The following is a 25,553-nucleotide window of genomic DNA, read 5'->3' as shown; positions in this document are numbered from 1 at the left end:
GGCGCTTACAGCTTGGCGCGCTGTTCCTGCAGGCCGGCCAGCTGGCTGTTCCAGTCAGCCAGACGCACGCGCTCCTGCTCGACCACCGCCGCCGGCACCTTGTCGGTGAACCTGGACAGTTTGGTCTCGCTCTTTTCCTTCTCCGAGGAAACGCGGGCGATTTCCTTGTCCAGGCGCGCGCGTTCGGCATCCAGGTCGACCAGGCCTTCCAGCGGCACCAGCAGCTTGAGCTCGCCGACGATGGCGGCCGCGGCCGGCGGGGTCTGCGCGTCGGCAGCGAGCCATTGGATGCTTTCCAGCTTGAGCAGGAAGCGCAGCTGCGAGGTGAAGCGCTCCACGCGCGCCTGATCCACGGCCTGGCCACCCTGCAGTAGCAGGCGCACCTGCTTGGACGGCGGCACGTTGAGTTCGCTGCGCACGCGGCGCAGCGCGCTGACCATGCCCTTGAACCATTCCACGTCGGCTTCGGCCTGCGCGTAGTCGCCGGCGAACTCGGCGGCGGTCGGGTAGGTACGCAGCGACAGCGTGTCGGCGGTGATGCCCAGGCGCGGGGCGACCTGCTGCCACAGCTGCTCGGTGACGAACGGGGTCAGCGGGTGCAGCAGGCGCAGCACGGCTTCCAGCACGTACAGCAGGGTGTGGCGGGTGCTGGCTGCATCGTCGGCGTTGTCGCCGTTGAGGGCCGGCTTGGTCAGCTCCAGGAACCAGTCGCAGAATTCGTTCCAGACGAACTCGTACAGGCACTGCGCCAGCAGGTCGAAGCGGTAGTCGGCGAAGTTCTGCTGCGCTTCGGCCGAGACCTTGGCCAGCCGCGACAGGATCCACTTCTCGGCATCGGTACGCGGCTGCGGCGCGCCGTTGAAGCTGGACCCCTCGGTGTTCATCAGGGTGAAGCGGCTGGCGTTCCACAGCTTGTTGCAGAAGTTCTTGTAGCCCTCGGCGCGGCTCATGTCGAACTTGATGTCGCGGCCGTGCGTGGCCAGCGCGGCGATGGTGAAGCGCAGCGCGTCGGCGCCGTGGGCGATGATGCCGTCCGGGAATTCCTTGCGGGTGGCCTTCTCGATCTTCTCGGCCATCTTCGGCTGCATCAGGCCATGCGTACGCTTGGCGACCAGGTCGTCGATGGTGATGCCGTCGATGATGTCCAGCGGGTCGAGCACGTTGCCCTTGGACTTGGACATCTTCTGGCCCTGGCCATCGCGGATCAGGCCGGTGATGTAGACGTCCTTGAACGGGATCTGCCCGGTGAAGCTGTCGGTGGCCATGATCATGCGCGCCACCCAGAAGAAGATGATGTCGAAGCCGGTGATCAGCACGTTCGACGGCAGGTAGCGGTCGAAACCGCGCTCGGCCATGGCTGCTTCGTTCGGCCAGCCCAGCGTGGAGAACGGCCACAGCTGCGAGGAGAACCAGGTCTCCAGCACGTCGCTGTCCTGGGTCAGCACCACGTCATCGGCCAGCCCGGCCCTGGCGCGGGCTTCGGCCTCGTTGCGGCCCACGTAGCAGTTGCCCGCTTCGTCGAACCAGGCCGGGATGCGGTGGCCCCACCACAACTGGCGGCTGATGCACCAATCCTGGATGTTCTCCATCCAGTGGCGGTAGGTGTTGATCCAGTTGCCCGGCACGAACGTGATCGAACCGTTCTCGACCAGTTCCAGGCCACGCTTGGCCAGGCCTTCCATCTTCACGAACCACTGGTCGGTCAGGTACGGCTCGATCACCTGGCCGGTGCGGTCGCCGCGCGGCACCTGCAGCTTGTGCGCCTTGGTCTCGACCAGGATGCCCAGGTCCTCCAGCTCGGCCAGGATCACCTTGCGTGCTTCGTAGCGGTCCAGCCCGCGGTACTGCTCCGGCGCGTTCTCGTTGAGCGCGGCCACCGGGGTGAACAGGTTGATCATCGGCAGGCCGTGGCGCACGCCCACCTGGTAGTCGTTGAAGTCATGCGCCGGGGTGACCTTGACCACGCCGGTGCCGAACGCCTTGTCCACGTAGTCGTCGGCGATCACCGGCACGCTGCGGCCGGTCAGCGGCAGGGTGACGGTCTTGCCGACCAGGTGCGCGTAGCGGCTGTCCTCCGGGTGCACCATCACCGCGGTGTCGCCCAGCAGGGTTTCCGGGCGGGTGGTGGCCACGACCAGGTAGTTGCGGGTTTCGCGCAGGGTCTCGTTGCCGTCGGCATCGACCTCGATATGCTCGTAGCTGGCGCCGTCTTCCAGCGCATAGGCGATCGACCACAGGAAGCCGTCTTCCTCGGCGCTTTCCACCTCCAGGTCGGAGATGGCGGTCTTCAGCACCGGGTCCCAGTTGACCAGGCGCTGGCCACGGTAGATCAGGCCCTGCTCGTGCCAGCGGATGAACGATTCGATCACCGCCTCGCTCGGGCCCGGGTCCATCGTGAAGGTGCTGCGCGACCAGTCGGCCGAGGTGCCGAGGCGGCGCATCTGGCCCTCGATCACGTTGCCCGAATGCGCCTTCCACTCCCACACCTTGTCGATGAAGCCGTCACGGCCCAGCGAGTCGCGGGTTTCCCCCTTGCCTTCCAGCGCCAGGTTGCGGCTGACCACCATTTCGGTGGCGATGCCGGCGTGGTCGGTACCCACCTGCCACAGCGTGTCGTAGCCGCGCATGCGGTGGTAGCGGATCAGTGCGTCCATCAGCGTCTGCTGGAACGCATGGCCCATGTGCAGGGTGCCGGTCACGTTCGGCGGCGGCAGCACGATGGTGTACGGCTCGCCCTTGCCGGACGGCTTGAAGTGGCCGGCCTTCTCCCACGCGTCGTAGAGATCGGTTTCGAAGGATTTGGGGTCGTAGCTGGAGGCGAGTTGGGTCATGCGGGGAAACCGGGTCGAAGCGTGAAAAGGGGATCAGCGGGCGCCGAGCGCGCGCTTGATCTTCTGGTCGGTGTGGTACTGGCTGACCGCGTATGCAGCCCAGATGGCGCCGGGCAGCCAGCCGATCAAGGTGATCTGCAGGATCAGACAGACAATGCCGGAAATGGGACGACCGATGGTAAAGAAGGCCAGCCAGGGCAGGAGGATGGCGATGAGCAGGCGCATGGTCGTTCCTTACATGTCGTGTTTGTTGAGCGCGTAGCCGGCGGCCTTGTACTGGCGCCAGCGCTCGCGCAGCGGTTCGCGGGCTTCCGGGTCGGCCGGCACCACTTCCAGCACGCGCTCGCAGGCGCCCAGCCAGGGTTCGTCGCGCAGGTTGATCACCAGCGGGCGTTCCGGCGCATCGGCACCGGGCACGGCGATCAGCACGATGGCTTCCTCCTCGTCCACGTCCTCGCCCACGATCTGGTGCGGGATGTAGGCATCCGGGTCGAACGACCACAGCAGCTCGTCCAGTTCCTCGGCCTGGGCGGCATCGCGCGCCAGTACGAGCGTGTACAGCCCGCCGTCGTTGGCCTTGCGGGCCAGCTCGCACACCAGCTTCAGCGGTTCGGCGAGGAAACGCGGCTTGGCGATCAGGTAGAAGTCGGCGCGGATGGTCAAGGCGGGGAACCGGGGAAGGGGAACGGGGAAGGACGGTGCGGAAGGCGGCGTGGGGAACCGGCGCGGGGCATTCGCATGCCCGGTTGCCGGCTCCCCGTTACCTGCCTCAGGCCACCCGGTCCAGCAGCCACTGGGTCAGCAGGCCCACCGGACGGCCGGTGGCCATGCCGCGCTTGCCTTCGTCGCTGGCCACGCCGGCGATGTCCAGGTGCGCCCAGCGCTGGCCTTCGGTGAAGCGCGACAGGAAGCAGCCGGCGGTGATGGCGCCGGCCCAGCGGCCGCCGATGTTGTAGACGTCGGCGAAGGTCGAATCCAGCATGCCCTGGTACTCGTCCCACAGCGGCAGGCGCCAGGCGCGGTCGAACACGTGCTCGCCGGCGGCGACCAGCTCATTGGCCAGGTCGTCGTGCTTGCTCATCAGGCCGGCGGTCTGGTGGCCCAGGGCGACCATGCAGGCACCGGTGAGGGTGGCCACGTCGACCAGCGCGGCCGGTTCGAAGCGCTGCGCGTAGGTCAGGGCGTCGCACAGGATCAGGCGGCCTTCGGCGTCGGTGTTGCCCACTTCGATGGTCTTGCCGGACATCGAGGTGATCACGTCGGACGGGCGGTAGGCATTGCCGTCGATGGCGTTCTCCACCGCCGGCACCACCACCACCAGGTTCAGCGGCAGCCTGGCCTTGACCGTGGCCACGAAGGTGCCGATGACGTTGGCGCCGCCGCACATGTCGTACTTCATCTCCTCGATGCCGCCCTGGGTCTTCAGGTTGACGCCGCCGGTATCGAAGGTGATGCCCTTGCCGACCAGCACGTAGGGCTTGGCGTCACCGCCGTTGTTCCACTTCAGCACCACCAGCCTGGGGCGGTTGGCCGAGCCGCGGGCCACGGCCAGCAGCGAGCCCATGCCCAGCGCTTCCATCTGCTGCTCGTCCAGGATCTCGGCTTCGGCGCCGTCGTGCCCGGCGGCGAAGGCGACCGAGGATTCGGCCAGGTAGGCCGGGGTGCACAGGTTCGGCGGCAGGTTGCCCAGCTCGCGGGCGTACTCCACGCCGGCGGCGATGGCCTGGCCCTGCAGCAGCGCGGTGTCGTCCTGTCCGAGGATGGCCAGCGTCTCCAGGCCCGGGGCGTCGGGCTTCTTCTTGCCCAGGGTGGCGGTGTAGCGGTAGCTGGCGTGGTTGGCGGCGATCACGGCCTGGCGGATGTTCCAGGCGGCATCACGGCCGCTTACGGCCAGTTCGGACAGGGTGAACAGGGCGCTGCGGGTGACGCCGCTCTTCAGGGCGCGGCCGGCGTCGCCGACCGCCTTGATGTACTGGGGCACACCGAACTTGGCTGGTTCGCCCAGCCCGACCACCAGCACGCGCGGCGCGGTGACGCCGGGCAGGTCGTGCAGCACGGTGGTATTGCCGGTCTTGCCGCCGACATCGCCACGCTCGACCAGGGCCGTGAGACGGCCGCCGCTGGCGGCGTCCAGGGCCTGGGCGGCCGGGCTCAGCGACTTGTCGGCGAAGGCGCCGACGATGATGCAATCGAAGCCGGCGGAGGCCGGGGCGGCGTGGTTCAGGGTGAATTCCAGAGACATTGATCAGATTCCGTTGCCAAATCCGTACAATCGCAGGCTGTTTACGTACGGTCCCATGGACCGGCGTGCCGCGGACGAAACCGAGAGTTTAAACCACCGACCCTATGGCGAAGCTTGACCGCTACCTGCTGAGCGACTTCCTCCAGAGCTTTCTGGCCACTTTGATCGTCCTGCTGGTGGTGAGTGTCGGCGGCGTGCTGGTCGACATCCTCGGCCGCATCGCCGACGGGCGCATGCCCGCCGGGCTGCTGCTGTCCCAGCTGGGCCTGCAGTTCGTGGTCTACCTGCCGATCATCGTGCCGCTGGCCCTGATGCTGGGCCTGGCGCTGGCCATCGCCCGGCTCTACCGCGACTCGGAAATGGCGGTGCTGACCGGCGTGGGCGTCGGCCCGCGGCGCCTGCTCAAGCCGATCCTGCTGCTGGTGGCGCCGGTCGTGGCACTGGTGGCGCTGTGCTCGGTGTGGCTGGGCCCCTGGGCCGACCGCACCTCCGAGCAGATGATCGAGGACGCCAGCCGCAGCGTCGTGGTGGCCGGGCTGGAGCCGGGCAAGTTCACCCAGGTGTCCGGCGGCGGCATCATCTACCTGTCCTCGCTCAACGAGGACGGCACCCGGATGGGCAAGGTCTTCATGCAGCGCACCCGCGATGGCCGGATCGACGTGGTGTCGGCCAAGCAGGGCTCGATGTTCTTCGAGGGCGAGCGCCAGCGGTTCCTGCGCCTGGAGGACGGCTACCGGGTCGAGGGCCCGGAGAACGGGGCACTGGACTATCGCCTGATGCGCTACGCCAGCAACGAGATCGCCTTGCCCGACCGCGACGAGACGCGCGACAAGGACGACCCGGAAATGATGACCACCGGGCAACTGCTCGCGGACCCGCGGCCGGAGGCCAAGGCCCAGCTGCACTGGCGCATCACCCCGCCGCTGCTGGCGCTGGCCTTCGCCCTGCTGACCCTGCCACTGGCGCGCAGCGCGCCGCGCCAGCAGCGCTATGGCCGGATCATGATGGCGTTCCTGGCCTACATGGTGGGCGTGCAGCTGAGCATCCTCGGCCGGCAGTGGCTGGCCAAGGGCGACATCCCGGCCGGGCTGGGCATGTGGTGGCTGACCGTGCCGCTGCTGGCGCTGGCGCTCTGGCTGTATTTCCGTGATGGCCGGCTGGGTCGCCCGCGCGCAGGAGCAACGGCATGAGGCTGACCCCGCGCATCCATGACATCTACGTCGGCCGCAACGTGCTGGCGACCGTGCTGCTGGTCTGGCTGGTGCTGTTGGGGCTGGACGCCATCCTGGCGCTGTCCGGCGAGGCCAAGAACATCGGCGTGGGCAGCTATACCTTCGGCCATGCGCTGGCCTGGACCGCCTACACCGTCCCGCGCCGTGCCTACACGCTGTTCCCGATGGCCGCGGTGATCGGTGCGCTGATGGGCCTGGGCCAGCTGGCAGCGACCTCCGAGCTGACCGCGCTGCGCGCGGTGGGCGTGTCGCGGCGGCGGATCGCCGGGTCGGTGGCGATCGCCTTGTCGCTGCTGACCGTGCTGATGGTGGTCAACGGCGAGACGCTGGCACCGTGGTCGCAGAACCGTGCCGATGCGCTCAAGACCAGCGCCAAGTACAACACCGACATGACCATGGCCCGCTATTACGGGTTGTGGGCGCGCGAGGGCGACACCTTCCTCAACGCACAGAATGGCGAGGAACTGCTCGACGACGAGGGGCGCAGCCGCCTGGTGCTGAACGAGGTCCGGCTGTACACCCTCGACGATGCCGGCCGGCTGGCAACGCTGACCTATGCGGTGACCGCCACCCATGACCAGAATGGCTGGGTACTGGGCAAGGTCCGCCGCGACGTGTTCGGCGACCGTTCGGTGACCCGCGAAACCGCCGAGAGCGAAGTCTGGGAGTCGAACCTGGACGCCGCGGCGCTGGCGTCGGGCCTGGCGCGCCCGCGTAACCTCAGCGCGGGCGAGCTCAAGACCAGCATCGACTACCGCAAGCGCAACGGGCTGGACGCGCGGGACTACGAGGACACGTACTGGAGCCGCTGGTTCTACCCGTTGAACGTGCTGGCGCTGTGCCTGGCCGCGGTGCCGTTCGCGTTCGGTTCGCTGCGCAGTGGCGGCATGGGCAAGCGCCTGTTCCTGGGCATGCTGTTCGCGCTGGGCTTCCTGCTGCTGCAGATGTTCTTCGGCCGTATGGCCGGCGCGTTGAAGATCGATTACCGCATCGCCTATGCGCTGCCGCCGATCATGATGCTGGCCATCTCCGGCTGGCTGTCACGACGACGGGTCGGCTAGGAACGGCCTTGGCCGCCAAGCCTGTACCCGTGACGCGGCCATTGATCCAAGGCCGGGATGGCTTCCCAACCTGCGTGAGCGTGCTCGCCTGCCGGCAGGCGGGGAGTCCGCGCAGCGACTCCCGGCACGTATCCGCGTCGGGCGATCACGGCTTCGGCAGCTTCACCAGGCGCGTGCCGCTGGCACGGTCATGCCAGGTCAGGCGCTGGCGATCCACCAGCGCCCACCAGAACCCAAGGCCGCCACACAGCAGCGACAACGTGCCGACCGCGTAACGCACCCACAGCGCGCCGGTGCCGATCGGGCCGCCATCGATCGCGCGCAGGTGCAGGTGCCACGGGCGCATGCCCAGGGTCTGCCCACCGCGTTTCCAGCTGGCGGTGGCGTAGATGCCAGCCACGATCCAGCAGCACAGCCACAGCAGCCATTGCAGGCCGCTGAAGGGATGGATGTTCTCGCGTGCGGCATGGCCGGCCAGGGTGTAGCCGACGGTGAATACCGCCGAGACCAGCATCCACAACGCCAATGCCGGCCAGAAGTCGTAGAACAGTGCCGCCAGCCGACGTGGCAGCAGGGCGGAAGGGCGGGCGGGAGGAGCGTCGGCGGCGATCGTCATGTGCCGAGCATACGGGCTGGGACGGCGACGATGCATGGGCAGCGGCACGGCCAGCCCCTATGCTTGTGCCGATGTCCGCCGCATTGACGCCCGCCGAACGCCGCCAGATGGTGCAGCAGCTGCCGCCGCTGCGCGATGCCGATGCCCGCCTGATCCAGCGTTTCCTGGATGCGATCTGGGCCGAGCAGGGCCTGGCCCGGGCATCGCTGGACAGCTACCGCCGTGATCTGGAAGGGCTGGCGCGGTGGCGTGACGGCGCCGGCGATGGCCTGGCTGGCATCGATCGCGCGGGCCTGTTCGATTACCTGGCCTGGCGTACCCGGCATGGCTGGACGGCCCGCAGCAATGCACGGCTGCTGTCGGCGTTGCGGGCGTTCTTCGGATATGGCCTCAAGCGCGGTGAGCGGCATGACGATCCGTCCGCCCTGCTGGAGCCGCCCAAGCTGCCGCGCTCGCTGCCCAAGGCCTTGGCCGAAAGCCAGATCGATGCGCTGCTGGCCACGCCGGACGTGGAGACCGCCGAAGGCCTGCGCGACCGCGCGATGCTGGAGCTGATGTACGCCGCCGGCCTGCGCGTGAGCGAACTGGTCAACCTGCCGGCCAATGCGGTCAACCTGCGCCAGGGCGTGCTGCGGGTGACCGGCAAGGGCAGCAAGGAGCGGCTGGTGCCATTGGGCGAGGAGTCCCAGCACTGGCTGGAGCGCTACCTGGCGCAGGCGCGCCCGCAGTTGACCGGCGGCAAGGCGGTGCAGGCCACGCCGGACGGGCAGGTGCCGTTGTTCGTCGGCAACGAGCGCAAGCCCTTGAGCCGGCAGCAGTTCTGGGCCTTGGTGAAGGCCAGTGCAGCGGTCGCGGGCATCGACCCGGGCAAGATCAGCCCGCACGGCCTGCGCCACAGCTTCGCCACCCACCTGCTCAACCACGGTGCGGACCTGCGCGCGCTGCAGATGCTGCTGGGCCACAGCTCGCTGTCCACCACCCAGATCTACACGCTGGTGGCGCGCGAGCACCTGCAGAAGCTGCACCGCAGGCATCACCCGCGCGGTTGAGGGGTTTTCCACAACGGGTGTGCGGCAGTGGCCGCACAAGCTGTGGATAAATGCCGGTACCCCTTGCCCCGCCGGCGTTTCCGGTGGCTGGTGAATATTTGTCCAGATGTCCCGTGGCAGGTTGCCGGCTGCCCGCACGGCGCGTTGCAGGGGCGTATGCGAGAATCGGTCGGATATTTCTTCCCACGGGTTGCCGATGTACCGAATTGCCATTGCCGCGCTGCTGGGCGCGATCAGCCTTACCGCCTGTGCGCAGCAGGCCTCGCCGACCGCCGCCGCCCCTGCGCCACAGGTCGCCGAAGGCCCGGTCGAGCAGACCGTGCGCGATGCGCTCAAGCAGCTCGACCCGAACTTCAGCCCCGACTACATCGGTGCCGCGCCGTTCCCGGGTTTCCGTGAGGTGATCGTGTCCGGCCAGGTGCTGTACGTCACCGACGATGGCCGCTACCTGATGCAGTCGCAGCCGTATGACATCCAGAAGAAGGCCATGGCCACCAGCGCCGGGCTGCTGCAGTACCGCCGCGGGTTGCTGGCGACCCTGCCGCACGCGGACCGCATCGTGTTCGCCCCGCCGAATGCCAAGTACACCATCAGCGTGTTCACCGACATCGAGTGTGGTTACTGCCGCAAGCTGCATCAGGACATCGCCGAGCTCAACCGCAACGGCATCGCGGTCGAGTACCTGGCGTTCCCGCGCATGGGCCTGGGCAGCAAGGACTACACCGACATGATCTCGGTCTGGTGCGCCAGCGACCGCAAGGCCGCGCTGACTGCGGCCAAGTCCGGCCAGCCGGTGTCCCCGAAGACCTGCACCAACCCGGTCGCCATGCAGTACAACCTCGGCCAGCAGCTGGGCATCAACGGTACCCCGGCGATCTTCGCCGCCGATGGCAGCCAGCTCGGTGGCTACCTGCCGCCGGCACAGCTCAAGGCCGCGCTGGAGCGCATCGACGCCGCCGGCGGCGGTCGCTGATCCATTCGCCGGCTGATCGGCTGCACGTGATACCGGAAGCCCCTCCAATGGAGGGGCTTTTTGTTTGCGGGCGCGCCGCTTACTTCAGGCCGCGGTCCAGCGCGTTGACCATCGTGCCCTGCGCATCGTCACCGCTGAACTCCCAGAAGAACGCGCCGCCCAGGCCCTGGGCCTTCACGTAGGCCATCTTCTCGATGAGCATCTCCGGGGTATCGAAGCTCCAGAAGGTTGTGCTGTTGTAGATCCACGCGGCCTTGGCGGCCGGGTCGCGGTAGGCCGGCCAGCCCAGGTCCTTGAGCACTTTCCAGTCCTCGATGCCGGCTTCGTATCTGCCAGCCGCCGGGCGGCCAGGCTGGTACAGGCCGTTGTTGGTCGGTGCCACGTTGGTCCAGCCGCGGCCGTAGAAGCCCACGCCCAGGTTCAACTTGTGGGCCGGCACGCCGCGGGCAAGGTAGGCCTCGATCGCGTCATTGCTGTTGTACAGGCGCTCGTCCCCGCTGGACGGGTCGGCCGGCGAATCGAACAGTGCCGAATGGTGGTTGGTACGTGGTGCCCAGGCACCGTGGAAGTCGTAGGTCATCACGTTGATGAAATCCAAGTAGCGGTGGTACTCCCCGGGGTCGGTCACGCGGATCTTGTCGATGCCGGCACCCACCGCCACGGTCAGCAGCATGCCGGGGCGGACCGCATCGAGCTGGCGGCGGAACTCGGCCAGCAGTGCGGTGAAATTCTGCCGGTCGGCCGGGTACTCCCAGTCCACGTCGATGCCGTCGAAGATGCCCGCGGCCACGCCCGGCCCACCCGCGTTGTCGGTGAACGGCAGGTTGCCCTTGATGTAGGCATCGATGCACGAGGCCACGAATGCGGCGCGGTTCTCCGGCTGCGCGGCGCTGGAGAAGCCGCGTGACCAGGTCCAGCCACCGAGCGAGATCAGCACCTTCAGGTGTGGGTGCTTGGCCTTGAGCTGGCGCAGCTGGTTCCAGTTGCCGCGCAGCGGCTGGTTCCAGGTATCGCCACGGCCGCTGACGCTCTCGGCCGCACCGAAGCTGCGCGTGTAGTCGGCATAGGCATCGCCACCGCTGCCGGTGCCCGGGTTCGCGGCCTGGGTGATGCCGACCTCGCAGCGGTTGTTGCGCACGTTGCCGAAGGCATAGTTGATGTGGGTCAGCTTGGCCGCCGAGCCGCTGCTGTCGATCTGTTTGACCTTGTAGTTGCGGCCGTAGATGCCCCACTGGGTGAAGTAGCCGATGAGCCGCCTGGCGCCCGGGCCGTCGCCGTCGGTGTCGGCAGACGGGGTGCGCACGCCCACCGGTGTGCTGCGGGCCGAAGCATTCCCGGCCACGTCGCGGGCCCGCACGGCGTAGCGGTAGGCGGTGTCAGGTGCCAGGCCGCTGTCCAGGTAGGAGGGGGTGGAGGGCGAGGCGACCAGGCGGTCATCGCGGTACAGGTCGTAGTCGGCCAGCCCGCTGCCACCGGGATTGTCGCTGGACGGATTCCAGCGCAGCTGGACGCGGTTCGGGTCCAACGCCTGGGCCGACATTGCGGCGGGGACGGTGGGTGCGGTGGTATCCCTGTCCTCGTGGGGAGCGGGGGGGACGATGAGGGTGACCGTGGCCGAGCGCGTGCTCGCATTGCGGTCGTCGGTGGCCAGGGCGCTGAGCACATGGGTGCCGGCTGGAACCGCTTGCCATTGCAGGGTGTACGGGGCCTGGGGGGCCACGCCCAGCGACCTGCCGTCATGGAAGAACTCGACCTTGCGGATACTGCCATCGCGATCGGAGGCATCGGCGCGGAGCGTGACCGTGCTGCCGGCGGCAAAACGGCTGCCGGCCGAAGGAGCGGTCAGCCGGACCTGCGGCGCCTGGTTGGCCGGCGGCGGGGAAGGCGGTGGCGGATTACCGGCGCCGCTCCCGCAACGGCCAAGGGAGCGGTAGTAGCGCCGGCCGGCGGGATGGTCCGGCGCGGCGTTCCAGATCTGTTGCTGGACCTGGTAGAGGACTCCGTCCTTCTGCAGGGTCTGCCCGGGCGAGTAGATCGTGGTGGCGATCCAGGGCTTCACGCCGGTGCAATCGGCGGCCTGGGCCGCTGGCAGCGCGGCCAGGCCCATCACCGTGGCCAGGAGGAGGCCGGTGCGGGTGCGACGGCGCCGGTGGGGCGGGCGGTGGTTGGGATGATCCGTCATGGTCAATCTCCTTTGGGGGTGGCCGGCGCGGGGCATGCCTTCGGCATGGCCCGCGCATCAAGCGCCTGGCCGGGGCCGGGTTGGGGTAGTTCCGTTGGCGAGCGGTAAGGCGGGCGGACGGGCCGGGGCAGCGCCACCGGCTGAATGAGCATAGCGAGGGGGGAACCGTAACCCCGCTTTCCCTCCACACCGGGCGATTGCCGCTGGCGCCCGGCCAGCGCCTGCCCGCGCTGAACCGGAAATCAGGGGAGCGGCGGCGGACTCCGGTACAATGCCGGGCCCGATTCCTAACCATGGTTTCCCGGACATGATCGTCCTCGAGGGCGCAGCTGCCCTTTCGCCGTTCCGTCGCGAACGTCTTGAATCCCGCCTGCAGTCCATCGCCGCCGACCTGCGTATCACCGGTGCCTGGCATGTCTATTTCACCCAAGCTGCCGATGCCGGCGCGGTCGACCTGACCACGCTGGGCCGCATCGTGCAGGGCCAGCCGCAGGCGGCCGAACGCGCCGACGGCGCGGTGTCGCGCTACGTGGTGCCCCGCCTGGGCACGCTGTCGCCGTGGTCGAGCAAGGCCACCGAGCTGGTGCGTGGCGCCGGCCTGGCGATCCAGCGCGTGGAGCGCGGTACCCGCATCGACCTGAGCGGCTGGCCGGCCGACCCGGCCCAGCAGGCCGCGGTGGCCAAGCTGCTGCACGACCCGATGACGCAGTCGCTGCTGACCGACATCGGGCAGGCGCAGGCACTGTTCACCAGCCTGGCCCGCGGCCAGCTGGAGCGCATCGCGCTGGCCGACCTGGAAAGCGCCAACAAGCGCCTGGGCCTGGCCCTGGCCGAGGACGAGATCGAGTACCTGCGCCAGCGCTACACCGAGCTGGGCCGCGATCCGTCCGACGTCGAGCTGATGATGTTCGCGCAGGCCAATTCCGAGCACTGCCGCCACAAGATCTTCAACGCCAGCTGGACCATCGATGGGCAGGCGCAGGACCGCTCGCTGTTCAAGATGATCAAGAACACCCACCAGCAGACCCCGCAGCACACGTTGAGCGCGTACAGCGACAACGCCGCGGTGATCGAGGGTGAGCCGGCCGCGCGTTACCGCCCGGACCCGGCCAGCGGCAAGTACCGCAGCGAAGCGGTGGTGCCCAGCGCCTTCCAGATCAAGGTGGAAACCCACAACCATCCGACCGCGATCGCCCCGTTCCCGGGCGCATCGACCGGTGCCGGTGGCGAAATCCGCGACGAAGGCGCGACCGGCCGCGGCGGCAAGCCCAAGGCGGGCCTGACCGGTTTCTCGGTCTCGCACCTGCGCATCCCGACCCTGCCGCAGCCGTGGGAAGCGCCGCGCGCGCTGAACCCGCGCATGGCACCGGCGCTGGACATCATGCTCGACGGCCCGCTCGGCGGCGCCGCGTTCAACAACGAGTTCGGCCGTCCGAACCTGCTGGGTTACTTCCGCAGCTTCGAACTGCCGGAAGGCGAGATCACCCGCGCCTATGACAAGCCGATCATGCTGGCCGGTGGCCTGGGCGCGATCGACCGCGTGCAGGTGGACAAGCTGCGCCTGCAGGACGGTGACATCGTCATCGTGCTCGGCGGCCCGGCGATGCTGATCGGCCTGGGCGGCGGTGCCGCCTCGTCGGTGGCCTCCGGCGAGAGCGCCGAGGACCTGGATTTCGCCAGCGTGCAGCGCGACAACCCGGAAATGGAGCGCCGCTGCCAGGAAGTGATCGACCGTTGCGTGGCCATGGGCACCGACAACCCGATCAAGTTCTTCCATGACGTCGGCGCCGGTGGCCTGTCCAATGCCATCCCGGAACTGCTGCACGACTCCGGCGTGGGTGGCGTGATCGATATGGGCAAGGTGCCCACCGACGATCCGTCGCTGTCGCCGCTGGAACTGTGGTGCAACGAATCGCAGGAACGCTACGTGCTGGGCATCCCGGCCGGGCGCCTGGCCGAGTTCACCGACATCTGCGCACGCGAGCGTTGTCCGTTCGCCGCGGTCGGCATCGCCACCGCCGAGGAACGCCTGGTTGTCGCTTACGGCGCTACGCCGGGCAACATTCCGGCCGATGCACCGATTGATCTGCCGATGGACGTGCTGTTCGGCAAGGCGCCGAAGATGCATCGCGACACCACGCATCCGGCTGCACCGCGTTGGCCGCAGCTCAAGACCGCCGGCATCAACCTGCATGAAGCCGGCCTGCGCGTGTTGGCGCATCCGACCGTTGCTTCCAAGAGCTTCCTGGTCACCATCGGTGACCGCAGCGTCGGCGGCCTGACCGCACGCGAGCAGATGATCGGCCCGTGGCAGCTGCCGATGGCCGATGTCGCCATCACCCTGGCCGGTTTCGACACCTACGCCGGTGAAGCGATGTCGCTGGGCGAGCGTACCCCGCTGGCCCTGCTCAACGCCGCCGCCTCGGCGCGCATGGCGGTGGGCGAAGCGATCACCAACCTGTGTGCCGCACCGGTGCTGTCGCTGGATACGGTCAAGCTGTCGGCCAACTGGATGGCCGCCTGCGGCCACGACGGCGAAGACGCGCTGCTGTACGACGCGGTCAAGGCGGTGGGCATGGAGCTGTGCCCGCAGCTGGACATCAGCATCCCGGTGGGCAAGGACTCGCTGTCGATGCAGGCGCAGTGGCAGGCTGACGGCAAGGCCGAGAAATCGGTGTCGCCGGTGTCGCTGGTGATCTCGGCGTTCGCGCCGGTGGTCGATGCGCGCCAGCAGCTGACCCCGCTGCTCGACCGTGAAGCCGAAAGTGAGTTGTGGCTGATCGGCCTGGGTGCGGGCAAGCAGCGTCTGGGTGGTTCGATCCTGGCCCAGACCCAGGCCGACCACAGTGCCTTGCCGGCGTTTGCCGGTGAAGTGCCGGACCTTGACGACCCCGAGCGCCTGCGTGGGTTCTTCGAACTGATCCGCGATGCACGTGAGGCCGGTCTGCTGCTGGCCTACCACGACCGCAGCGACGGTGGTGCGTTCGCCGCGCTGTGCGAGATGTCCTTCGCCTCGCGCCTGGGCCTGGACATCGTGCTCGATGCCTGGGGCGATGACCCGTTCCGCAGCCTGTTCAACGAAGAACTCGGCGCCGTGGTGCAGATCGCCAAGGAGGACCGCGCCGCGTTCGCCGACCTGGTCGAGCGGCATGCGTTGACCGAATGCGCGCAGCGCATCGCGCGCCCGAGCACCGCACCGGTGGTGCGCGTGCAGCTGGGCGGCGAGAGCCTGGTGGAATGGCGTTGGGAAGAGCTGTTCGACGCCTGGTGGTCGGTGACCCACGCCATGCAGAAGCTGCGTGACAACCCGGAAGCGGCCGACCAGGAGCGCGCGCTGGCCCGCAACTTCAACGCGCCGGGCCTGAAGCCGAAGCTGAGCTTCGATCCGGCCGAGGACGTGGCCGCGCCGTTCATCGCCAGCGGTGCGCGGCCGAAGGTCGCGATCCTGCGCGAGCAGGGCGTCAACGGCCAGATCGAGATGGCCAACATCTTCGAGCGCGTGGGCTTTGACGCCTACGACGTGCACATGAGCGACCTGATCGAAGGCCGCGTGCAGCTGTCCGATTTCCGTGGCCTGGCTGCCTGTGGCGGCTTCAGCTACGGCGACGTGCTCGGTGCCGGCCGTGGCTGGGCGACCTCGATCCTGGAGCGCCCGGCGCTGCGCGAGGCATTCGCCGCCTTCTTCGCGCGTCCGGACACCTTCGCGCTGGGCGTGTGCAACGGCTGCCAGATGATCAGCCAGCTCAAGGCCATCATCCCCGGTGCCGAGCACTGGCCGGTGTTCCAGCGCAACCGCAGCGAGCAGTTCGAAGCCCGCACCGCGTTGCTGGAAGTGCAGGAGTCGCCGTCGATCCTGCTGCGTGGCATGGCCGGCTCGCGCCTGCCGGTGGCCGTGGCGCATGGTGAAGGCCGCGCCGAGTTCGACAACGCCGTGGACCAGGCCGCCGCCAACATCGCGTTGCGTTACGTCGACGGCGATGGCCGGGTGGCCGAGCAGTACCCGCTGAACCCGAACGGTTCGCCGGACGGCATCACCGGCCTGACCACCAGCGATGGCCGCGTCACCATCCTGATGCCGCACCCGGAACGCACCCCGCGCACGGTCAACCTGAGCTGGGCGCCGCGCAGTTGGGGCGAGGACTCGCCGTGGCTGCGGATGTTCCGCAATGCCCGCGTGTGGTGTGGCTGAGTAACGCTGGGAAATGGCCCCGACCCTGTCGGGGCCGTCCGGGAAAGCCCGTGGCCGCTGCCGCGGGTTTTTTTTTGGGGGGGACAGGCCGGTGGCGGGCAGGTCCCGGATGTGGGGGTTCAGGTGTCGTCGGGGTATCCGGTGGCGGTGGCAGGCTGCCCGGGACGGTTTGGCGCGCGTCCGGCGCTGTGGTCATTCCTGCAGCGCAAAAAAAGCCGCCCTGAACACGTGTCGCCATCGGGATTGGGTTCCCCGACGGAAGATTGGCTGGAAACGCCCGTAGGACAAGGCCCGGGGCTGGCCGCCGGCCGGGCCTGTCATGCCTGCAGAGCGTGCGGCGATGGCTTGGGGACAACACACGCATCCGTTTGTTTCATAAGAAATTTCCCAAAAATCATCTCCTTTGGAAAGGAGATTTGTGCGATGCATCTCAAAAATCGTTATGCAGCCGGAAACTTGACGCTAGATAAATCGTCGATTAACACTCGAACCATCCTGTAGCGCCTCGACACGTACGGAACCGTGGTTACACATCCGTACGGGCGAGAGCCGCCACGGCAGGCGTGAGCCTCGCGTGCCCGGTTGTCCGGGAGACAGGATCCACAACACCTCAGGGGGATCGTTGGACGCGTTCAGTCCAGCGATGGCCGTTTCTGCAAGCGGAATAAACCACCCCACTTGAGGAGCTGTGACGATGAATCGGATTTATCGCAAGGTGTGGAACAAGGCATTGGGGCAGCTGGTCGTGGCATCGGAGTTGGCCACTTCCAACGCGTCGGGCGTCGTCGTCGATGAGCGACGCGCCGGCAGCCATCGGCTGCAGGCCTTGTCCCTGGCCATCGCCCTGGGACTGGGCGCAGGAACGGTTACCGCCGTACAGGCGCAATCGGTCGAAGTGGGCGGCAGCGGGCAGTGCATGGTGCTGGGCAGCGCGACCCTGGTGGATTGCGCGACGTCCGGTGACGCGCAGGCCACGGGCAGCAACGCGGTGGCCATTGGCGCCGGCACGGTCGCCTCGGCCGACGGCAGCGTGGCACTGGGTGCCGGCTCGGTCGCCGACCGCGCCAACAGCATTTCGGTGGGCACGTCGGGCAGCGAGCGGCAGGTCACCCACGTGGCCGCCGGCACCGAGGCCACCGATGCGGTGAACAAGGCGCAGCTGGATGCCGTGGCGGCCGCCGGCGAGAACGTGCAGCGCTACTTCAAGGCCAACGGTGCCGGTGACGGCAGCGATGACGCGGTGGCCAGCGGCGACGGTGCCACGGCGGCAGGCGTGGGCTCGGTGGCCAGCGGTGCGGAGAGCATCGCGGTGGGCAGCTACAACAGCGCGGCGGGCGACTACGCCAGTGCGGTGGGCTACGTGAACACCGCCAACGGCACCAACAGCTCGGCGGTGGGCAACTTCAACCAGGTCGATGGGCAGAACAGCAGCGCGTTCGGCTTCGCCAACTTCGTCGATGGCGACAACGCCACGGCGGTGGGCAGCAACAGCATCGCCAGTGGTGGCAGCAGCTTCGCCGCCGGTGACAGCGTGATCGCCAGCGGCGAGTACGCCACGGCGGTGGGTTCGGAAAGCGTGGCCAGCGGCGAGCAGAGCGCGGCCTTCGGTGCGGCCTCGGCGGCCTCGGGGGATGGCGCCACGGCGGTGGGCGTGCTGGCCGAAGCCGATGGCATCGAGTCCACCGCGGTGGGCTACTACAGCAGCGCCGAAGGCAGCGGGGCGACCGCACTGGGCGCGGAGAGCGTGGCCAGTGGCACCACGGCCAGCGCGCAGGGCTTCGCCGCGCAGGCCACGGCCAGCTACGCCACGGCGGTGGGTGGCTATGCACAGGCGGCGGGCTTCAACAGCACCGCGCTGGGCAACAGCAGCACGGCCAGCGGCAGCAACGATGTGGCCGTTGGCGCCGATGCGGTGGCCAGTGGCGAAGACAGCCTGGCCGCCGGCCAGGGCGCGCTGGCGACCGGCTACAACAGCGTCGCGGTGGGCGGGTCGCTGTTCGGCCTGCTGCCGGCCGAGGCCTCGGGTGACTACTCCACCGCCGTGGGCGGTGGTGCGTGGTCGCCGGGTACCAACAGCACGGCGCTGGGCAACGCGGCCATCGCGCAGGGAGCAAACAGCGTGGCGCTGGGTGCCGACTCGCTGGCCGAGCGTGACAACACCGTCTCGGTGGGCGATGTCGGCAACGAGCGGCAGATCACCAACGTGGCCGCCGGCACCGAGGACACCGATGCGGTGAACAAGGCGCAGCTGGACGAAGCCACCGCCAACAGCAAGTACTTCGTTGCCACCGGCGAGAACGGCGCCATCGCCGAAGGCGAGGAGGCGACTGCATCGGGCAGCAACGCGATGGCGCAGGGGGACTACGCCACCGCGCTGGGTTCTTCCAGTTCGGCACTGGCGCTGGGGGCGTCGGCCATCGGCAGCGGCGCGGTCGCCACCGGCCAGTACGCCACGTCCACCGGTTACAACGCGGTGGCCGAAGGGGATTCCAGCACCGCCAACGGTGGCCGCCTGTACTTCGAGGATGCCGACGGCAACGTCGTGCTGGACCAGACCACCACGGCGTCCGGCGTGGGCGCATCGGCCTTTGGCGCCGGCGCGGTGGCGACCGGGGTGTTCTCGACGGCGAATGGTGCCGGCGCGACGGCCGAGGGCGCGCAATCCACCACCACCGGCTACCGCAGCAGCGCTGGCGGGGCCTATTCCACCGCCAACGGCAGCTTTGCCGATGCCAGCGGCGCACGCAGCACGGCGCTGGGCTATGGCAGTGAATCCACGGCCACCTACGCCACCGCGGTGGGCTTCGCGGCGGTGAGCAGCGGCGACTACAGCACCGCGGTGGGCGGCGTGGCCGACATCGGCGACCTGCTGTACGGCTTCCCGGGCTTCATCACCCAGGCGACCGAGGCCAGTGGCGTTGCATCCACCGCCTTGGGCAACGGCGCGCAGGCGACTGACCTGGGCGCGACCGCCGTGGGCACCGCGGCGACCGCCGAAGGGGTGCAGGCGACCACGCTGGGCACGTTGGCCGCGGCCGCCGGTGACGGCGCCACCGCGATCGGCGGCGGCAGCTACGCCAATGCCGAGAACGCCACCGCCGTGGGCTTCCTGGCCGAGGCCAGTGGCGTGAACAGCGTCGCGCTGGGTGCCAACTCGGTAGCCGATCGCGACGACACCGTGTCGGTCGGCAGCGATGGTGCCGAACGGCAGGTCACCCACGTGGCGGCCGGCACCGAGGCCACCGATGCGGTGAACAAGGCGCAGCTCGACGATGTCGCCGCCGTCGCCTCCAACACCGACAAGTACTTCAAGGCGACCGGTGGCGACGACAGCGATGCCGGTGCGCTGGCCGAGGGCCAGAACGCGACGGCGGCCGGCGAGGCCAGCAACGCCATCGGCAATGGTGCTTCGGCCTACGGCAACGGTGCCAATGCACTGGCCGACAACGCGACCGCGCTGGGTACCAGCGCGCTGGCGACCGGCGAGGGCGCGATCGCCGTGGGCTTGAACGCCAATGCATCGGCGCAGGACAACATCGCCATCGGTACCAATGCCAGCACCGCGCAGGGCGGGCAGCTGGCCATCGGCGCGGACAGCAGCGCCAATGGCCTGTTCGCCGCGGCCATCGGCGCGGACGCGCAGGCCTCGGGCCTGGCCGCGACCGCCATCGGCAACGCGGCATGGGCCACCGGGCGTGAGTCCACGGCCATCGGCTTCGGCGCGACCGCCGATGCCTGGCAGGCGGTGTCGGTCGGTTCGGGCGCATATGCGACGTTCTTCGGTACCGCCGTGGGCACCCAGGCGCAGGCCGCCGAGGTCGCCACCGCGGTGGGCCAGAACGCCATCGCCGACATCGCCGGTGCCGCCTTCGGCGTGCAGACGCGCGCCGGGCAGGGTGGCGTGGCAGTTGGCAACAACGCCGCCACCGGTGAAATGGGCGTGGCGGTCGGCACCAATGCACTGGCCGGGCAGGATGCCTACAGCGAAACCGAGGGCAAGCAGACCACCGCGCTCGGTGCCGAGGCATGGGCGACCGAGGACGGCGCCACTGTCGTCGGTTACAACAGCTACGCGCAGGCGCAGAACGCAACCGTGCTGGGCTCCAATGCGTGGACCACCAAGGACGCGCAGAACAGCGTGGTGTTGGGCGCCGGTTCGCTGGCCGACCGGGCAAACACGGTGTCGGTGGGTGCCGCGCAGGAATGGACCGATGCGGCCGGCGTGACCCACGCCGCCATCGACCGGCAGATCACCAACGTCGCCGCCGGTACCGAAGGCACCGACGCGGTGAACGTGGACCAGCTCAATGCAGCGGCCGAAGGCGCGCTGCTGGCGGGCCGCTACTTCAAGGCCAACGGTGCCGGTGACGGCAGCGATGACGCGGTGGCCAGCGGTGACGGTGCCACGGCGGCGGGCGTGGGCTCGGTGGCCAGCGGTGCGGAGAGCATCGCGGTGGGCAGCTACAACAGCGCGGCGGGCGACTACGCCAGTGCGGTGGGCTACGTGAACACCGCCAACGGCACCAACAGCTCGGCGGTGGGCAACTTCAACCAGGTCGATGGGCAGAACAGCAGCGCGTTCGGCTTCGCCAACTTCGTCGATGGCGACAACGCCACGGCGGTGGGCAGCAACAGCATCGCCAGTGGTGGCAGCAGCTTCGCCGCCGGTGACAGCGTGATCGCCAGCGGCGAGTACGCCACGGCGGTGGGTTCGGAAAGCGTGGCCAGCGGCGAGCAGAGCGCGGCCTTCGGTGCGGCCTCGGCGGCCTCGGGGGATGGCGCCACGGCGATGGGCGTGCTGGCCGAAGCCGATGGCATCGAGTCCACCGCGGTGGGCTACTACAGCAGCGCCGAAGGCAGCGGGGCGACCGCACTGGGCGCGGAGAGCGTGGCCAGTGGCACCACGGCCAGCGCGCAGGGCTTCGCCGCGCAGGCCACGGCCAGCTACGCCACGGCGGTGGGTGGCTATGCACAGGCGGCGGGCTTCAACAGCACCGCGCTGGGCAACAGCAGTACGGCCAGCGGCAGCAACGATGTGGCCGTTGGCGCCGATGCGGTGGCCAGTGGCGAAGACAGCCTGGCCGCCGGCCAGGGCGCGCTGGCGACCGGCTACAACAGCGTCGCGGTGGGCGGGTCGCTGTTCGGCCTGCTGCCGGCCGAGGCCTCGGGTGACTACTCCACCGCCGTGGGCGGTGGTGCGTGGTCGCCGGGTACCAACAGCACGGCGCTGGGCAACGCGGCCATCGCGCAGGGAGCAAACAGCGTGGCGCTGGGTGCCGATTCGCTGGCCGAGCGTGACAACACGGTCTCGGTGGGCGATGTCGGCAACGAGCGGCAGATCACCAACGTGGCCGCCGGCACCGAGGACACCGATGCGGTGAACAAGGCGCAGCTGGACGAAGTGGCCGCTGTGGCCGACACCACCAGCAAGTACTTCAAGGCCAGTGGCAGTGCCGACAGTGATGTCGGTGCCTATGTCGAGGGTGATAACGCGGTGGCCGCCGGCGAGGCGGCCAATGCCTACGGCAACGGCGCCTCGGCCTATGGCAGCGGTGCCAATGCCCTGTCCGACGGGGCGACCGCGGTCGGCATGAACGCCCTGGCCAGCGGCCAGAACGCCGCCGCGTTCGGCCAGAACGCGCAGGCGATGGGCCCGGGTGCGGTGGCCGTCGGTGGCAACGCGGTGGACGAGAACGGCGATGCGCTGATCAACGTCGGTGGCGTGCCGGTGGATACCGGCGCGACCAGCGCCGGCGTCGGTGGCACCGCGCTGGGTGCCAGCGCCAATGCCGAAGGCTTCGCCGCCACGGCAAGCGGCGTGGGCGCGTTGGCACGTGGCGACCAGTCCACCGCCAATGGCGCGGTTGCCAACGCCCTGGGCGACTACAGCACCGCGACCGGTTCGCAGAGCTATGCCGAAGGCGCGGGCACGACCGCAGTGGGCTTCAATGCGGCGGCCTACGAGGACGGCAACGTGGCCGTGGGCCGCAATGCCTCGGCACTGGGTGAAGGCAGCCTGGCGATCGGTGATGGTGCCGAGACCGGCTTCGGCCTGTTCGGCATCGGTGCGGCCAACGCAGTGGCGATCGGCAGCGGCAGCTGGGCCTTCGGCGATGACGCTACCGCGGTGGGTGCCAATGCCTGGGCCTTCGACCAGCGCAGCACCGCCGTGGGTGCGGGCGCGCAGGCGGGCGCCGAGAACTCGGTGGCGCTGGGTGCCGGATCGGTGGCGGGCCGCGACAACACGGTGTCGGTGGGCGATGTCGGCAGCGAACGGCAGATCACCAACGTGGCCGCCGGCACCGAGGACACCGACGCGGTGAACAAGGCACAGCTGGACGACGTGGCCGCCGTTGCCGAGGAAGGGCAGATAACCGCGAAGTACTTCAAGGCCAGCGGCAGTGCCGACAGTGATGTCGGTGCCTACGTCGAGGGTGATAACGCGGTGGCCGCCGGCGAGGCGGCCAATGCCTACGGCAACGGTGCCTCGGCTTACGGCAGTGGTGCCAATGCCCTGTCCGACGGGGCGACCGCGGTCGGCATGAACGCCCTGGCCAGCGGCCAGAACGCCGCCGCGTTCGGCCAGAACGCGCAGGCGATGGGCCCGGGTGCGGTGGCCGTCGGCGGCAACGCGGTGGACGAGAACGGCGATGCGCTGATCAACGTCGGTGGCGTGCCGGTGGATACCGGTGCGACCAGCGCCGGCGTCGGCGGCACCGCGCTGGGTGCCAGCGCCAATGCCGAAGGCTTCGCCGCCACGGCGAGCGGCGTGGGCGCGTTGGCACGTGGCGACCAGTCCACCGCCAATGGCGCGGTTGCCAACGCCCTGGGTGACTACAGCACCGCGACCGGTTCGCAGAGCTACGCCGAAGGTGCGGGCACGACCGCGGTGGGCTTCAATGCGGCGGCCTACGAGGATGGCAACGTGGCCGTGGGCCGCAATGCCTCGGCACTGGGCGAAGGCAGCCTGGCGATCGGTGATGGTGCCGAGACCGGCTTCGGCCTGTTCGGCATTGGTTCGACCAATGCGGTGGCGATCGGCAGCGCCAGCTGGGCCTTCGGCGATGACGCCACCGCGGTGGGCGCCAATGCCTGGGCGGTGGGCCAGCAGAGCACCGCGCTGGGCATGGGGGCGGAGGCCAGTGGCACCGGTTCGGTGGCCCTGGGTGCCGGCTCGGTTGCCGACCGCGCCGGTACGGTGTCGGTGGGCAGTGCCGGCAATGAGCGCCAGATCACCAACGTGGCCGCCGGTACCGAGGCCACCGATGCGGTGAACAAGTCGCAGTTGGATGCGGTGGCAACCAGCGCCGGCCAGACCAGCAAGTACTTCCAGGCCACGGGCAGTGCGGCGGCGAGCGCGGGCGGCACGGACGCACTGGCCGCCGGTTCGGGTGCCAACGCCAGCGCCAACCGTTCCACGGCGTTGGGCACGGCCAGCACCGCCAACGCCACCGGTGCAACGGCGGTCGGCGCGGATGCATCGGCGCGTGGCACCAACAGCACCGCGCTGGGCCGGCAGACTTCGATCACCGCGACCAACGGCGTGGCGATCGGCTATGGCGCGTTCGCCAGCAACGGGGTCAACAGCGTCGCCATCGGCGCCGGTGCCGGGGTGTCCGGCGCCAACTCGGTTGCGCTGGGTGCCGGTTCGCGTGCGACCGAGGCAAACGTGGTCTCGGTGGGCGGTGGCAATGGTACCGACGGCCCGGCCACGCGCCGCATCGTCAACGTCGCCAACGGCCGCGTCGCCCAGAACAGCACCGATGCGGTGACCGGTGGCCAGTTGTACGTCACCAACCAGCGGGTCGGTGCGGTGGAGACGCGCGTGGACGACATCGATGGCCGCATCGGCACGGTGGAGAACGTCACCGCCAACGCCGTGACCTACGATGACAGCAGCCGCGACACGATGACCCTGGCCGGCGTGAAGGGAACCACGCTGGACAATGTGGCCGCCGGCAACATCGCCGCCGGCAGCATGCAGGCGGTCAACGGGGGCCAGCTGTTCCAGTCGCTGGGCAACATGGCCAGCTTCCTCGGCGGTGGTGCCGGCATCGGCATGCAGGGCGTGTTCGTCGCGCCGACCTACGTGATCCAGGGCAGCAGCTACAACAACGTCGGTGCGGCGTTGACGGCACTGGACAACCAGGTCACCTCGATCAACGGCCGCCTGGCAGGGAATGGCAACGGGAACGGGAACGGGAACGGGAACGGCCATGGAAATGGCAACGGCAACGGCAACGGTAATGGCAATGGCAATGGCAATGGTCCCCGTACCGCCAGCGTCGACACCACCGCCAGTACCGGCGGCGTCGCACTGGGCGACCAGGCCAAGGCCAACAACACCGCCGGCACCGCGGTGGGCAACAGCAGCTACGCGCATGGCCCGAACGACACCGCGCTGGGCAGCAACGCCCGCGTTGACGCCGACGGCAGCACCGCGGTGGGGGCCAACACCCACATCACCGCGGCGGCCACCAATGCCGTTGCGGTGGGTGAAAGCGCCAGCGTGAGTGCCGCCTCCGGGACCGCGGTGGGGCAGGGCGCGAGCGTCACCGCGCAGGGGGCCGTGGCGTTGGGCCAGGGTTCGGTGGCCGACCGTGCCAACACCGTGTCGGTGGGCAGTGCCGGGCAGGAGCGGCAGATCACCAATGTCGCTGCCGGCACCCAGGCCACCGACGCGGTCAACAAGGGACAGCTGGACCAGGGCGTCGCCTCGGCCAACAGCTATACCGACACCAAGTTCGGCAGCCTCACCGACAGCTTCACCGGCCTGCGCAACGACATGGACAACCGCCTGCGGCATATCGACCGCCGCATTGATCGCCAGGGCGCGATGAACGCGGCGATGTTGAACATGGCCACCAGCGCGGCCGGCGTACGCACGCCGAACCGCGTGGGCGTGGGCGTGGGCTTCCAGAGCGGTGAATCGGCCCTGTCCATCGGCTACCAGCGTGCGATCAGCGATCGCGCCACGGTCACCCTGGGCGGTGCCTTCAGCAGCGATGACAGCTCGGTGGGCGTGGGCGCCGGCTTCGGCTGGTAGGCACGTCGGTGACAGCGGCGCCCGCCCTCACCGGCGGGCGCCTGCAGCAAGGTTCGCGGCCCCGCCGCCGGCTGCCCCCGCAGCCGGTGGAGCGAGGGTCGGGAAGGCAAGGCAATGCAGCAATGGAGTTCC

At 69.1% G+C, this 25,553-nt stretch carries 12 protein-coding genes; 6 read left to right on the top strand and 6 right to left on the bottom strand.

What is annotated here, in order from left to right; translation table 11 throughout:
- Positions 1-5 precede the first annotated feature (5 nt).
- The 4 genes from ATCM_RS13765 to ATCM_RS13750 form a co-directional block, all read right to left on the bottom strand.
- Positions 6-2,831 (bottom strand): valine--tRNA ligase, encoded by a 2,826-nt coding sequence (locus tag ATCM_RS13765; protein WP_132865058.1) that lies wholly within the window; start codon positions 2,829-2,831, stop codon positions 6-8.
- Between the two features lie 33 nt (positions 2,832-2,864).
- Positions 2,865-3,056, bottom strand: a complete 192-nt coding sequence (locus tag ATCM_RS13760) for a YqaE/Pmp3 family membrane protein (protein WP_132865057.1) — start codon at positions 3,054-3,056, stop codon at positions 2,865-2,867.
- 9 nt (positions 3,057-3,065) lie between these two features.
- Positions 3,066-3,488: a DNA polymerase III subunit chi gene (locus ATCM_RS13755; RefSeq protein WP_132866183.1), complete on the bottom strand. Its 423-nt coding sequence runs from the start codon at positions 3,486-3,488 to the stop codon at positions 3,066-3,068.
- Positions 3,489-3,600: 112 nt separating this feature from the next.
- Positions 3,601-5,073 carry a leucyl aminopeptidase gene (locus tag ATCM_RS13750; RefSeq protein WP_132865056.1) on the bottom strand — a complete coding sequence of 491 codons (1,473 nt, stop codon included), beginning with the start codon at positions 5,071-5,073 and terminating at the stop codon, positions 3,601-3,603.
- 104 nt (positions 5,074-5,177) lie between these two features.
- Here ATCM_RS13750 and lptF point away from each other — a divergent pair, with 104 nt between their 5' ends.
- Both lptF and lptG read left to right on the top strand, forming a co-directional pair.
- A complete protein-coding gene (gene lptF, locus ATCM_RS13745) occupies positions 5,178-6,263 on the top strand; it encodes an LPS export ABC transporter permease LptF (protein ID WP_132865055.1) in 1,086 nt (361 codons plus the stop codon).
- On the top strand, positions 6,260-7,366 hold the full coding sequence (gene lptG / locus ATCM_RS13740; protein ID WP_132865054.1) for an LPS export ABC transporter permease LptG: 1,107 nt from the start codon (positions 6,260-6,262) through the stop codon (positions 7,364-7,366). Before lptF ends, lptG begins: the two co-directional genes overlap by 4 nt.
- Before the next feature lie 145 nt (positions 7,367-7,511).
- Here lptG and ATCM_RS13735 read toward each other — a convergent pair whose 3' ends face one another.
- The gene (locus tag ATCM_RS13735) at positions 7,512-7,982 is read right to left on the bottom strand and encodes an RDD family protein (protein WP_132865053.1); all 471 of its coding nucleotides are present in this window, start codon (positions 7,980-7,982) and stop codon (positions 7,512-7,514) included.
- Between the two features lie 71 nt (positions 7,983-8,053).
- Here ATCM_RS13735 and xerD point away from each other — a divergent pair, with 71 nt between their 5' ends.
- Both xerD and ATCM_RS13725 read left to right on the top strand, forming a co-directional pair.
- On the top strand, positions 8,054-9,031 hold the full coding sequence (gene xerD / locus ATCM_RS13730) for a site-specific tyrosine recombinase XerD (RefSeq protein ID WP_132865052.1): 978 nt from the start codon (positions 8,054-8,056) through the stop codon (positions 9,029-9,031).
- Positions 9,032-9,227: 196 nt separating this feature from the next.
- Positions 9,228-10,004: a DsbC family protein gene (locus ATCM_RS13725; RefSeq protein ID WP_132865051.1), complete on the top strand. Its 777-nt coding sequence runs from the start codon at positions 9,228-9,230 to the stop codon at positions 10,002-10,004.
- 79 nt (positions 10,005-10,083) lie between these two features.
- Here the strand turns inward: ATCM_RS13725 and ATCM_RS19480 are convergent, their stop codons facing one another.
- Positions 10,084-12,186, bottom strand: a complete 2,103-nt coding sequence (locus tag ATCM_RS19480; protein ID WP_132865050.1) for a glycosyl hydrolase family 18 protein — start codon at positions 12,184-12,186, stop codon at positions 10,084-10,086.
- A gap of 307 nt (positions 12,187-12,493) precedes the next feature.
- On the opposite strand from ATCM_RS19480, the gene purL reads away from it, so the two are divergent.
- The gene (gene purL, locus ATCM_RS13715; protein ID WP_132865049.1) at positions 12,494-16,375 is read left to right on the top strand and encodes a phosphoribosylformylglycinamidine synthase; all 3,882 of its coding nucleotides are present in this window, start codon (positions 12,494-12,496) and stop codon (positions 16,373-16,375) included.
- Between the two features lie 694 nt (positions 16,376-17,069).
- Positions 17,070-25,421, top strand: a complete 8,352-nt coding sequence (locus ATCM_RS13710; RefSeq protein WP_132865048.1) for an ESPR-type extended signal peptide-containing protein — start codon at positions 17,070-17,072, stop codon at positions 25,419-25,421.
- Positions 25,422-25,553: the final 132 nt, after the last annotated feature.

Origin of the sequence: Stenotrophomonas sp. ATCM1_4, from assembly GCF_004348115.1 — a bacterium.
Classification (GTDB): domain Bacteria; phylum Pseudomonadota; class Gammaproteobacteria; order Xanthomonadales; family Xanthomonadaceae; genus Stenotrophomonas; species Stenotrophomonas capsici.
This window is presented reverse-complemented; position numbering and strand designations above follow the sequence as displayed.